The organism is Pseudomonas sp. GB2N2 (assembly GCF_054897705.1).
Window position 1 is genome coordinate 1371362 of record NZ_CM142701.1, and the last position, 12678, is coordinate 1384039.

Genomic DNA, 12678 nt, shown 5'->3' on the forward strand with positions numbered 1-12678 from the left:
TTGTCAGTCGATATCAATGTTGAATGTTACGACGCTATCGCGAGCAGGCTCACTCCTACGGGGGATTTGCGGTGTTTGGGGAGCACGTGTTCAGAACGCAAAACACGAGCAGCCAAACGCACCCCAGAATCCCTGAAAATCACTGACCGGCGCCGACGACAACCGCGCGCGCTCATGGCTATGAGCATGCACCGCGCACGCCCCGACACACTGATGAACCTGAGCCGTCATCGGCGCCAGCGGTTTCCAATGGCCGGGCACTTTCACCACGGGTGACCATTCCGGCACCACCGGCAAGGGCGGCGGGCCGAGTTTTTCGAACTCGGCGGTGCCGTAGACGATCTTGCCATCGACGATGGTCAGCACCGACTCGATCCATTTGACCGCTTCATCCTCGATGTGGAAATAGTCCGCCGACAGGGCAATCAGGTCAGCCAATTGCCCGACCTTGATCTGGCCTTTCTTGCCTTGCTCTGAGGAAAACCAGGCGCTGCCGTGGGTGAACAGTTCCAGTGCGGTGTCGCGGCTCAAGCCTTGCGGGTACAACTCCAGACCACCGACCGTGCGCCCGCTGACCAGCCAGTACATTGAGGTCCAGGGGTTGTAACTGGAGACCCGCGTGGCGTCTGTGCCGGCGCCGACGGGAATGGCTTCGGCGAGCATGCGCGCGATCGGCGGGGTGTGCTCGGCCGCCTTGGCGCCGTAACGATCGACGAAATACTCGCCCTGAAAAGCCATGCGGTCCTGGATCGCGATACCGCCACCCAGGGCTTTGACCCGTTCAATGTTCTGCGGGGTGATGGTTTCGGCGTGATCGAAAAACCAGGGCAAGCCGTCGAACGGGATGTCGCGATTGACCTTTTCGAACACATCGAGCATGCGGCTGATGGATTCGTTGTAGGTGGCGTGCAGACGGAATGGCCAGCGCTGTTCCACCAGATGCCGGACCACCGGCTCCAGCTCCTGCTCCATGGTTTGCGGCAGATCCGGGCGAGGCTCGAGGAAGTCTTCAAAATCCGCCGCCGAGAACACCAGCATTTCCCCGGCACCGTTGTGGCGCAGGAAGTCACCGCCCTGACCGTAATGCGAGGTGCTGGTCCAATTCTTGAAGTCGCTCAGTTCTTCCTTGGGTTTCTGGGTGAACAGGTTGTAGGCAATGCGCACCGTCAGCTGTTGGTCCTTGGCCAGTTGCTGGATGACCTGGTAGTCGTCCGGATAATTCTGATAGCCACCACCGGCATCAATGGCGCTGGTGACACCGAGGCGATTGAGTTCGCGCATGAACTGCCGCGTCGAGTTGACCTGATACTCCAGCGGCAGTTTCGGGCCCTTGGCCAGAGTGGAATAAAGAATCATCGCGTTGGGGCGGGCGATCAGCATGCCGGTCGGATCGCCGTTGGCGTCACGCTGGATTTCACCGCCGGGTGGATTAGGCGTGTCGCGGGTGTAGCCGACCACTTTCAAAGCGGCGCGGTTGAGCAGGGCGCGGTCGTAGAGGTGCAACACGAACACCGGGGTGTCCGGCGCGGCTTTGTTCAGCTCATCAATCGTTGGCAGACGTTTTTCGGCGAACTGGAATTCGTTCCAGCCGCCGACCACGCGCACCCATTGTGGCGTCGGTGTGCGGTCCGCCTGGTCCTTAAGCAAGCGCAAGGCATCCACCAGCGACGGCACACCTTCCCAGCGCAGTTCCAGGTTGTAATTCAAGCCGCCACGGATCAGGTGCAAGTGTGAGTCGTTGAGACCGGGGATCACCGTGCGACCGTGCAGGTCGATGATTTGTGTGCCGGGGCCTTGCAGCGCCATGGCCTGGGCATCGCTGCCGACCACCACGAAGCGGCCGTCCTTGATGGCGACGGCGCTGGCCTGGGGTTTCTTGCGATCGACCGTGTGCAGGCGTCCGTTGTAGAGAATGAGGTCGGCCGGAGTATCGGGCATGGTTTTACTCCCTGCGAATAGCGGGCTGATCCAGGCACCGACGGCACCGGCCGTCAGGCCATGCAGTACGCGTCGGCGATTGATGCCGTCGTGCTCGTCAGGTGGACTCATGGCAGTGTTCTCCGCTCGGTTTTCATGGAAGAAAAGGCGCTGGAACAGCCGATGTCTGACGCATGCGGCCAGAAGGAATATAGACCGCAAATCCCGAGTGGGCGCTTTTGCGCAGGTGGAAAACGACGAATCCCGCCACAAGGGGCGGGATTCGTGTGCAGCCAGAGCGGTTCCCGAGTGCGGAAACCTTTGTCTTAGCTTGGGAACAGCTCGGACAGTTTCATTGCCAGCATCATGTCGCCTTCAGCGCGCAGTTTGCCGCCCATGAACGCCTGCATGCCGTCGGTCGAACCGTCAACGATGCCTTCCAGGGTTTCGCCGTCCATCACCAGAGTCACCTGAGCGTCCGGGTTTTCGCCCTCCTGCAGTTCGCAGGTGCTGTTTTTGACGATCAGCGAGAAGTTCTTGGTGTCGTCGATGCGGAAACCGAAGACCAGGTCCAGGCCGGCGGCAGCGGCTGGGTTGAACTTGGCTTTCATTGCTTGTACGGCATCAGCTACGGAGGTCATGGTTCGATCCTTTCTTGGGTAATAAGAGCTGGGTGATTACAGCCAGGGTCACAATAGTCCGGACTCAGCGAAACGTGATGAGTTCCGGGGCTTTCAACAGTTGTAGGTGCGCATGAGTGTTGAAAGAAGCCAGTGCCACCTCGCGACCACGAAACTTCAATTGGTTGAGCGAGGTGTTGACGATTTGCCAGTTCAGCTCAAATGCCTGCCGGGCAGGCATTTGGGTAATAAGATGGAGCAGGGCCGTGATGGTGCCGCCGGAGGTGAACACGGCGATTTTCTGCTGGTTGTCAGCGCTGTCGAGGATGCGGTTCAGGCCACCCTGAACCCGCTCGACAAAGCCTGGCCAGCTTTCCAGCCCCGGGGTGTCATAGGTGCCGGCCAGCCAGCGCTCGATGATCAGGGCGAAAATACGCTGGAACTCGGCACGGTTTTGCGCAGCGTTGCGCAGGATGTCCAGCGCTTCGGGTTCGTCGTCCAGCATGGTCGGTAGCAACGCGCGAATCACTGCATCGGCATCGAACTCGTTGAAGGCGGGATCGGTTTCCACCACCGGCACCGGTAAGCCTGCGGCGACGAACTGTTGCAGCGCGCTGCTGGCGGTATGCTGCTGACGGCGCAGGTCGCCCGAGAGGCAGCGATCAAAGCTGACGCCCAATCCGGCGAGGTGCTGGCCGAGGATTTCTGCCTGGCGAATACCGGTCGGCGACAGGACGTCATAGTCGTCTGCACCAAAGGAGGCCTGGCCATGTCGAATCAAGTAGATACTGCCCACGTCCGCGTCATCCCGGTACGTTGAAGGTTCGGCGAGGTTATGAGGATGGCGGTGAGCTGTCAATGAAAAAACATACGCTTGTTTGAAAAGCGCATGACAGGCCTGTTGCCAGAGGTTTCACGGCTGGTCGCGGGGCCGACGCATGAGTATGCTGGTGGCATCCGCGCAGATTAGGCCGCGCATTGAACTGAAGGAGTCACTGTGGAGTTTTTGTCCGAATACGCCAGCTTCCTGGCTAAAACCGTGACACTGGTGATCGCCATTCTGGTGGTCCTCGCCAGTTTCGCGGCGCTGCGCAGCAAAGGTCGGCGCAAGTCGGCCGGTCAGTTGCAAGTCAGCAAGCTCAATGATTTCTACAAAGGGCTGCGTGAACGCCTGGAGCAGACCTTGCTCGACAAGGACCAGCTCAAGGCCTTGCGCAAGGTCGAAGCCAAAACCGACAAGAAGCAAAAGAAAAAACCCGAGGTGAAATCCCGGGTGTTCGTGCTGGATTTCGACGGCGATATCAAGGCCTCGGCCACTGAAAGCCTGCGCCACGAAATCACCGCGCTGCTGACCCTGGCTACACCCAAGGATGAAGTGGTGCTGCGCCTGGAAAGCGGCGGCGGCATGGTCCACAGCTACGGCCTGGCGTCCTCGCAACTGGCGCGCATCCGTGACGCCGGCGTGCCGCTGACGGTGTGCATCGACAAGGTCGCGGCCAGCGGTGGTTACATGATGGCGTGCATCGGCCAGAAGATCATCAGCGCACCGTTCGCCATTCTCGGCTCGATTGGCGTGGTGGCGCAGTTGCCCAACGTCAACCGGTTGCTGAGAAAGCACGATATCGACTTTGAAGTCCTTACCGCCGGCGAGTACAAACGCACCTTAACCGTGTTTGGCGAAAACACTGAAAAGGGCCGCGAGAAATTTCAGGAAGACCTCGACGTCACCCATCAGCTGTTCAAGAACTTCGTTGCCCGCTATCGCCCGCAACTGGCCATCGACGACGTCGCCACTGGCGAAATCTGGCTCGGCGTTGCCGCACTGGACCTGCAACTGGTGGACGAACTCAAGACCAGCGATGAATACCTCTCCGAGCGCGCGAAGAAGTCGGAGCTTTACCACCTGCACTATGCCGAACGCAAAAGCCTGCAGGAGCGCATCGGCATGGCGGCCAGTGGTTCGGTCGACCGTATGTTGCTGACCTGGTGGAGCCGTCTGACGCAGCAACGCTTCTGGTAACCCTCCAAGCCTGAACGGCCTTACCTATAAAAACCGTGGACCCTCCCACGGTTTTTTTTCGTCTGCAAAACGTCCGTCCACCCGCAGCGAACTTTCCCTACGTTGCTGTCGATCGCTCCGACGGTGTACCGAGGCGGGATTGGGTAGGGTGGTGTGCCTGAATTGACTGCAATGGAATGCACCATGAATACGGCACCCCCCCTTCGAATGCGCGATGAACTGAAAGCGGCGGTCGACACCGCACTGCCGAAAACCCCAAGCCAGTTTGGCGAACAACTGATCAAGGACAAGTGGGGCGCAAACCTCGATCCGCAGACAGCTTTGCTGGTAACCCTCGATTACGACTACAGAGGTCACCCGGAACAGAACGGCATTCATCAAGGGCAAATCGGCAGTTCGCGCACGCTGGTGCAAACACTGCTTTCCAACGACCAGACTGTCGGCGACGGCCGCTTCGGTGAGACCGCCTTTGGTTTATACACGCCGCTGGATGTCGGGCCAGCTGTTCGCCTTGTTGAAAAGGTCGATGAGTTCGCTGACCACGGCAGTGGCAATCACCGAACCTACGAAGGCATCTATCGCCAGACCACCCCGCAAGTCTACGGACCCGAAACACAGCTAACGCTGCGCCCAGCCGATTTCAAGAAATGGGTCTGGGAACTGGATCTGAAATATCGGTATGAAAACTATCTCGACAATGCCTGGCCGTCGGACGAGGTACTGGTTGCGCCCAGACCTTACCCATTGAGAACCTCAGTCAAAGCCGCTTTCGTCATGACGGCATGGCTGCAGCACCATGAAAACAGCGTGTCCCAAAAGGGCCTGGAGCTGGCCATGGGTGCGGCGGGGCTGCCGTCCGATCAAGCCTGGGACGGTCTGACGATTGGACAGCTGCAAGGGTCGACGCGGCTGTCCGCGAACATCGAGGCGGGGCGGTTAAAGCTCTATCGGTACACAGCGAGGGATATCTGGTGCTACAGGGACCGATCCAGCGGTCGAGTGCTGCTGTATATCCCCGGCAACTCTTCACCGCTGCATGAGTTCGCCGATAGAGGACGGTTGCGCCACTGGATAGTCGAACAGGGCAAGTCTGCCGAAAAGAAACAGGCACTGGCTGCGCACTTCGCCGAAGACGATCGCGAAGACGGGACCTTTCACGCTGGGGTGCTTACGACGCTGGAGGGCATGGCGATTTTCCCGCGACAGTATCACCTGACCAAAGAATCGGGCTTCTTCAACAACGACGGTTATTGGGACCCGGCCGACTACATCGACGCCGACTTTGTGTCCTCGAACACTGATCCGTTTGCGCAGTTGGTGCTGACCATGAAGCAGGCGGCTACCGCCAGCACCCAGACCATTCGCGACGATGCTGATGTCAATCGCGCCAATCTCAGTGCTTTCGTCGAGCCCATTGTCCAGTGGGTCAATCAGTTCGGTCCGTTGGCGCTGTTTGTGCCCGGGGGTGAAGGGTTGTTGGTGCTTGCCGGCCTGATTGACGCTGGGTATGGCGTCGACCAGGCTCTTGACGGCAAGACTGCCAGCCAACGCTCGGAGGGCGTGACTCGAATCGTGTTCGGTTTGCTCAATGCGCTGCCGTTGGCGAACGGCGTGGGTTCGCTCAGCCGAGACGGGGATGCGTTGGCCGCATTGACCGATGCGCCGCGCGACAAAGGCACAGTCGAACCCATCGAGGAAACAGCCCTGACCCAAAGGCCTCCGCACGCGGTATTGCCGATGCCAACGCGTGTGGATCTCCTGCGGGGCGTGGGCGCCCCGGCGGGTACTTTCACTGACGAGGTCCTGGCGCAGATCGGCAAGGTCAGCGCTGTCGATGACGACATGCTGCGGCTGATGCAGGCCGGCCGCGCGCCGACGCCGTTGCTGAAAGACACCATCGTTCGCTTCAGGATCGATCAGGAAGTCGCGGCGCTCGGTGATCCGTTGACCGCGCAAGCCGAGTTCAACCGTCGATACCAGGTCGTGCAGCAATCGGATCACCCATGGGTCCGGCTGTTTCAAAAGACGTATCCCGACCTGCCCAAAACTGCGGTGGAGCAGATGCTCGATCGCTACGGTGTTGATTTCAAGGCGACACCAGCCCCTGAACAGGCCAGGGAGTTGTTCAAACAACTGGACGGCAAGGCCCGCCAATATCAGCAGCATGTGCGCCTGAATCGCGCCTATGAAGGCCTGTATCTTCGCTCGGTCAGCCGTGCTGAATCGGACACACTGGCCTTGCACTCCCTGCGCAACCTGCCGGGATGGCCCAAGGGGCTGCGAATCGAAGTGCTGGAAGGTTCGCTTGGCGGTCGAGTGCTTGATCGTGTCGGTCCCATCGACTCACCCGATTGCCTGCGCCTGATCAAGGTTCAGGAGCGGTATCAGTCCATTCCGGCTGCCGCTGCGACAAACGTGTACGAGGCAATCGCCACTGTCCTGTCCAGTGACGAGCGTTCAGCCTTGCAGTTGCTGTCTGCGAATCCCGGCGCCGAGCTGAAGCTGAAAATCAGCGATCACGCTCTGTCTCGCTCCGAGTTCGTGAGCGGGCTGGGCAGAATGGATTCGCGACTGGCCTTTGAACCACAAGGACTCAAAGGTGGTGGCTTCCCGGCTACACCTCAGGACGAAGCGCTGACACAGGCGATAAAAAGGATACAACTCAGGGAGGTCTATCCCGAACTCACTGATGCCGATGCCGATGGGGTACTGGCACGAGTGGGCAGCCATTACATTGCCCATATCGATCGGTTGAAAGTCCAGCTTCGACAGTTGACGGTTGATATGAACGACTGGGTAGGGCGGGTGGCGGTGGACATCAACGATATGGGTGTGCCGCTCCTTGATATTGGCGATCAGGAAGCCGCGGGCATGAGTCCGGCGCAATTGGCGGCGCACAACGCAGCGCTGATACAAGACGCGATGACCACCGAAGTGAACACCCGGATGGAACTGGCTGACGAACTTGTCTCCGTGTGGCGAAAGCGTCCACCGCAGGCACACAGCCGTTACTCGGGAAACCATACAGTCGGCTTTACGATGAACCTGGACCATGAAAATTTTCACCGATTGCCCGCGCTCAGCGTCCGCCTGAACGATGTGGTCGGTTTGAATATGCACAACTTCCAAATGAACGTGGTTTCCAGCCTGGATGAATTTCTTGAGGCCTTTCCCAATGTGCAGACGTTGAATCTTGAGGGCGTCGACTTGCGGTTTGACATTGCAAACGTGCCACAGGCAGGTGAATTGCCCGTCACGATTCCCGACCTGCGCAGCCTCACTTCGTTGATCTTGCGTGACACTCACCTGACCTTGAGCGAGCTCACTGCCGGAAAGCTGAGTGAACTGACCCGACTTCAAGTACTGGACATGAGCGATAACCCATTGGGCGTTCCACCGGTGGTGTTGGGAATGAACCGGTTGCACTCGTTGAATTTGAACAATACAGGGATCACGACATGCCCGGTCGGCATCGCTGACCAGCCGTATTTGACCCTGCTGGATTTGCGTGACAACCAGATCAGTCGAGTGCCGCAGGCGATATTGAACCAGGCGATCAGCAGGGATCGAGTGCTGCTGTGGCACAACCCGATTACCGACGAGGACACCTTGCGCCGGTTGGTCCAGCACCGGGAGAAGACGGGCGTTAACCTGTGGGTGAACTCACCCGGTAATGACCGTTCAGATCCAGCGGTCTGGTTGAGCGGCATTCAACCAGGGCCGGCGGACGCTCATTTACAGGCCTGGCAAAGACTCGCCCTCAAGCACCGTGGCCCACGGTTTTTAGGGACCATGAGTGCTCTGACACTGACCCCGGATTTTCAGGTCAATTATCTGGATCTTCAGACTCGGATGTGGCGCTTACTGACTGAAGCAGACGCTTCGGATGAGCTGTGGGGGCGATTGTCCCAGGATGTGCGGTTGCCAGCAGGCGCTTTCGACAACCCGTTTGCGGCCTTCACGGCGCTGGAAGACCGGGCGCGGCTTTACAACGACTGGGTGGCATTGGGGCGGCCGTTTCCGGCAGGAGGGGAGGCGTCGTAACATCCCATGAGCCTTGAACCCCGCAAGGAGTTCAAGGCCTCACGATCAACGGCGACGGAACAGCGGCAGCGGTTCGTCGGTGGCGGCCTGATAGGTCACCGAGAAGTCCTTGAGGCTTTCCAGGGCTTCATACGGGTCTTTATCGGCGCGCAAGGCAAACGCATCGAACCCGCAGCGATGCAGGTAAAACAACTGGTCGCGCAGCACATCGCCAATCGCCCGCAGTTCGCCTTTGAAACCGTAACGGTCACGCAGCAGACGGGCGTTGGAGTAATTGCGGCCATCGGTGAAGGCCGGGAAATTCAAGGCAATCACCTGGAAACTCGCCACGTCTTCACCGATCTCCTCGGCTTCTTCGTCAGCGTCGAGCCAGACGCCCAGGCCACCGTCGCGAGCCTTGAGCATACGGCCGTGTTCACGCCACAGCGTCAGCGGCACAATCAGGTCGTCGCAGTTGCTGATCTCGTCGATGTTGAAATCCTTGGGCAGCAAGTGCCAGGTTTCGTCGACGACTTCGTTGTTCTTAATGATTCGCTGCATAGACGCGTTCCTTGAAGAGGTCGATGCCAATACGCTGGTAGGTGTCGATGAAACGCTCGTCTTCGGTACGTTGTTCGATGTACACGTCGATCAGCTTCTCGATCACGTCAGGCATGACTTCCTGGGCAAAGGACGGGCCGAGGATCTTGCCCAGGCTTGCATCACGGCTGGCGCTGCCACCCAACGATACCTGGTAGAACTCTTCGCCTTTCTTGTCCACCCCGAGGATGCCGATGTGGCCGACGTGGTGGTGACCACAGGCGTTCATGCAACCGGAGATGTTCAGGTCCAGTTCACCGATGTCGAACAGGTAGTCCAGGTCGTCGAAACGGCGCTGGATCGATTCGGCGATCGGGATCGACTTGGCGTTGGCCAGCGAACAGAAATCACCACCAGGGCAGCAGATGATGTCGGTCAGCAAGCCCACGTTCGGCGTGGCGAAACCTTGCTCGCGCAACTCGCCCCACATCGCGAACAGTTGAGACTGCTCGACGTCCGCCAGGATGATGTTCTGCTCGTGGGAGGTGCGCAGTTGCCCATAGCTGTAGCGGTCGGCGAGGTCGGCGACGGCGTCCAGCTGCTTGTCGGTGATGTCGCCCGGCGCAACGCCGGTTGGCTTCAGGGACAGGGTGACGGCTACATATCCCGGCTTCTTGTGCGCCAGGGTATTGCGCGTACGCCAGCGGGCGAAGCCCGGGTGTTGCTGGTCGAGCGCGGCCAGTTCGGCGGTCTGGTTATCCAGCAACTTGTAGTCCGGGTCAACGAAGTGTTTGGCGACGCGATGCACTTCGGCTTCGGTCAACGTGGTCTGGCCACCGCGAAGGTGTTCCATTTCCGCATCGACTTTTTGCGCGAACACTTCAGGTGTCAGGGCCTTGACCAGAATCTTGATCCGCGCCTTGTACTTGTTGTCGCGACGGCCATAGCGGTTATAAACACGCAGGATGGCGTCGAGGTAGCTCAACAGGTCTTGCCACGGAAGGAATTCATTGATGAATGCGCCCACCACCGGGGTGCGGCCCAGGCCACCGCCGACCAGCACGCGGAAACCCAGTTCGCCGGCCGCGTTGTGCACCGGCTCGAGGCCGATGTCATGGACTTCGATGGCGGCACGGTCGGAAGTCGAGCCGTTGATCGCGATCTTGAATTTACGCGGCAGGTAGGCAAATTCCGGGTGGAACGTCGTCCACTGACGCACGATCTCGCACCATGGGCGCGGGTCGACCAATTCGTCGGCAGCGACACCAGCGAACTGGTCGGTGGTGACGTTGCGCAAGCAGTTGCCGCTGGTCTGGATCGCGTGCATCTGCACGGTGGCCAGTTCAGCGAGGATGTCCGGGATGTCTTCCAGCGCCGGCCAGTTGAACTGCACGTTCTGGCGGGTACTGATATGGGCATAGCCCTTGTCGTAGTCGCGTGCAACCTTGGCCATCATTCGCGTCTGGCGCGAGGTCAGTTGGCCGTAAGGCACAGCGACTCGCAACATGGGGGCGAAGCGCTGGACATACAGCCCGTTTTGCAGACGCAGGGGGCGGAATTCTTCTTCGCTCAGCTCGCCTGCCAGATAGCGTCGGGTCTGATCACGGAACTGCTTGACGCGGTCCTCGATGATCCGCTGATCGTAATCGTCGTATACGTACATATAAGTCCTGTTCTCAGGCTTGGGCCGGTCGGATCCAGCTGCGATTTTGGCTTGCTGAAGTCTCGATACTGCCTCGGCAATTCTGCGCGCACGGCCGCGCACTCCCTACGGAGCCGGGGCAAGATACCAGTTTGGAGTTATGCGCAAAAGTGATGTTTGAATATATGCAAAGAACCAAATCGACTATCGAGAATTGTTATTACAAAACCCGTATTTGTGGTGTGGGCAATCGTCGTCTTTACTGTGGTCGAGTCTTTATGCAATCACCGATAAAACCGACAAGAGGCGATGCAATGAGCAACCCTATCAAAGTTTCAAAGCCTGACAGTACGGTCGATGCTTGGGCCATTCTGTTTCTGATCATTCTGGTCGTGGGGACGGCAGTTTTCTGGGTTAGCCATCAATAACCGACCCCGTCCGGGCCTGGAGCCGACGATTGTCGGACAAGATCTGTAATAAACGCCGTTTCACGAGTGTTCGCTGGTTATAATGCGCGGCGAATTTCCGGGCTCGGACAATCTATGTTGAAGTTTTTCTGCGCGGTGCTGCTGACGCTCGTGACGGTCATGGGAACCTGCGCGCACGCGGCGTCGGTGGTGTTTCTGAATCCGGGCACCCCCAGGGAAGGGTTCTGGGTCAGCTATTCACAATTCATGCAGGCTGCGGCCACCAACCTTGGCATGGATTTGCGCGTCGTGTATTCCGACCGCAACTCTGAACTCACCGTCAAGCAGGCGCGCGAAGCCTTGCAAGGGCCGCATCGGCCTGACTACCTGGTCTTCGTCAACGAACAGTATGTGGCCCCTGAAATCCTGCGCCTGGCGAAGGGCAGCGGCGTGAAGCTGTTTATGGTCAATAACGCGTTGACCGCGGATCAGATGCACTTGCTCGCTTCGCAACCTGACAAGTACCCCGATTGGTTGGGTAGCCTGGTGCCCAACGATGAGGAGGGCGGCTACCTGATGCTCAAGGAGCTGATTCGTTTGCATCCTCCGGTCGCCCCCGGCCAGTTCATTGATCTGCTGGCATTCTCCGGCCTGAAAATCACACCGTCGGCGCAGCTTCGCGAGAAGGGCATGCGCCGGGCCCTGGCCGAGCACCCTGAAGTGCGTTTGCGTCAATTGGTGTACGGCGGCTGGACACGGGAACGGGCTTATGATCAAGCCCGGCTGCTGTTCAAGCGCTACCCGCAGACGTCTCTGGTCTGGACGGCCAATGATGAAATGGGCTTTGGCGTGATGCAGGCCTATGAAGAATCGGGAGGCAAACCCGGCAAGGACGCGTTGTTTGGCACCATCAACAATTCACCCACCGCGTTACGCGCACTGCTCGACAAGCGCCTGAGCGTATTGCTGGGCGGGCATTTCAGCCTGGGTGGCTGGGCCATGGTGCAGTTGCATGACGACGACGGCGGTGTCGATATCAGCCAGTACGGCGGTCGTGACAGACAGATTCCACTGCTGCAGTTGATTGACCGGGCGCAAGCCAAGCGCTTGCTGGCAATGGGCGCTGTACAGGATTTCGGCGTGGATTTTCACACGCTATCGGCCAAGGGCAAGCCCACGACGTATCGTTACCCGTTCAGCCTGCAAACCTTGATGCACTAGACGCCTGCCAGTAACAGCACCAGTTTCACGACACCGAACAGTGTCAGGGCGAACACCGCCGTGAACAGAATCCCCAACATCACAAAATGGCTGGGCTTGCCGTGAGTGAAATCCCGCGCCCGGTTTTTTCCGCTTTGCACCCCGAACGCCGCCGCCATGACGCTGTGCAGCATCTGCCAAAAGTTCGGCGGCTTGTTGTCGACTGGATCGTCCATAAACCCCTCGTCACTTGGTTGTGAGCCGTAAGCATAGACAATCCCTCTGTAGGAGCGAGCTCGCTCGCGATGG

At 59.0% G+C, this 12678-nt stretch carries 9 protein-coding genes; 3 read left to right on the forward strand and 6 right to left on the reverse strand.

What is annotated here, in order from left to right:
• Window positions 1-90 precede the first annotated feature (90 nt).
• From ACYZT4_RS06345 to ACYZT4_RS06355, 3 genes are all read right to left on the reverse strand, one after another.
• Window positions 91-1938, reverse strand: coding sequence for an amidohydrolase (locus ACYZT4_RS06345; RefSeq protein WP_461988567.1), 1848 nt, complete (start codon window positions 1936-1938; stop codon window positions 91-93).
• Window positions 1939-2243: 305 nt separating this feature from the next.
• A complete protein-coding gene (locus ACYZT4_RS06350) occupies window positions 2244-2558 on the reverse strand; it encodes an SCP2 sterol-binding domain-containing protein (RefSeq protein WP_007976511.1) in 315 nt (104 codons plus the stop codon).
• A gap of 64 nt (window positions 2559-2622) precedes the next feature.
• Entirely contained in the window at window positions 2623-3333 is a 711-nt protein-coding gene (locus tag ACYZT4_RS06355; protein WP_461986175.1) for a histidine phosphatase family protein, read from the reverse strand.
• 201 nt (window positions 3334-3534) lie between these two features.
• On the opposite strand from ACYZT4_RS06355, the gene sohB reads away from it, so the two are divergent.
• Entirely contained in the window at window positions 3535-4557 is a 1023-nt protein-coding gene (sohB, locus tag ACYZT4_RS06360; RefSeq protein WP_461986177.1) for a protease SohB, read from the forward strand.
• A gap of 183 nt (window positions 4558-4740) precedes the next feature.
• A complete protein-coding gene (locus tag ACYZT4_RS06365; RefSeq protein WP_461986178.1) occupies window positions 4741-8601 on the forward strand; it encodes a leucine-rich repeat domain-containing protein in 3861 nt (1286 codons plus the stop codon).
• A 45-nt stretch (window positions 8602-8646) separates the two neighbouring features.
• Here ACYZT4_RS06365 and ACYZT4_RS06370 read toward each other — a convergent pair whose 3' ends face one another.
• Complete coding sequence (locus ACYZT4_RS06370) at window positions 8647-9141, reverse strand: DUF934 domain-containing protein (RefSeq protein WP_461986180.1); 495 nt, start codon at window positions 9139-9141, stop codon at window positions 8647-8649.
• Window positions 9125-10783, reverse strand: a complete 1659-nt coding sequence (locus tag ACYZT4_RS06375; RefSeq protein ID WP_461986182.1) for a nitrite/sulfite reductase — start codon at window positions 10781-10783, stop codon at window positions 9125-9127. The genes ACYZT4_RS06370 and ACYZT4_RS06375 overlap by 17 nt, the downstream gene beginning before the upstream one ends.
• A gap of 521 nt (window positions 10784-11304) precedes the next feature.
• Here ACYZT4_RS06375 and ACYZT4_RS06380 point away from each other — a divergent pair.
• Window positions 11305-12390 carry an ABC transporter substrate-binding protein gene (locus ACYZT4_RS06380; RefSeq protein ID WP_461986184.1) on the forward strand — a complete coding sequence of 362 codons (1086 nt, stop codon included), beginning with the start codon at window positions 11305-11307 and terminating at the stop codon, window positions 12388-12390.
• Here ACYZT4_RS06380 and ACYZT4_RS06385 read toward each other — a convergent pair.
• Window positions 12387-12605: a DUF2970 domain-containing protein gene (locus ACYZT4_RS06385; protein ID WP_461986185.1), complete on the reverse strand. Its 219-nt coding sequence runs from the start codon at window positions 12603-12605 to the stop codon at window positions 12387-12389. The two genes, ACYZT4_RS06380 and ACYZT4_RS06385, sit on opposite strands and share 4 nt — an antisense overlap.
• Window positions 12606-12678 lie beyond the last annotated feature (73 nt).

Bases quoted from the DNA above. Each gene is read 5' to 3' on its own strand.
- ACYZT4_RS06345 (WP_461988567.1), bottom strand. From the start codon at position 1,938: ATGCCCGATACTCCGGCCGACCTCATTCTCTACAACGGACGCCTGCAC.
- ACYZT4_RS06350 (WP_007976511.1), bottom strand. From the start codon at position 2,558: ATGACCTCCGTAGCTGATGCCGTACAAGCAATGAAAGCCAAGTTCAAC.
- ACYZT4_RS06365 (WP_461986178.1), top strand. From the start codon at position 4,741: ATGAATACGGCACCCCCCCTTCGAATGCGCGATGAACTGAAAGCGGCG.
- ACYZT4_RS06370 (WP_461986180.1), bottom strand. From the start codon at position 9,141: ATGCAGCGAATCATTAAGAACAACGAAGTCGTCGACGAAACCTGGCAC.
- ACYZT4_RS06375 (WP_461986182.1), bottom strand. From the start codon at position 10,783: ATGTACGTATACGACGATTACGATCAGCGGATCATCGAGGACCGCGTC.
- ACYZT4_RS06380 (WP_461986184.1), top strand. From the start codon at position 11,305: ATGTTGAAGTTTTTCTGCGCGGTGCTGCTGACGCTCGTGACGGTCATG.
- ACYZT4_RS06385 (WP_461986185.1), bottom strand. From the start codon at position 12,605: ATGGACGATCCAGTCGACAACAAGCCGCCGAACTTTTGGCAGATGCTG.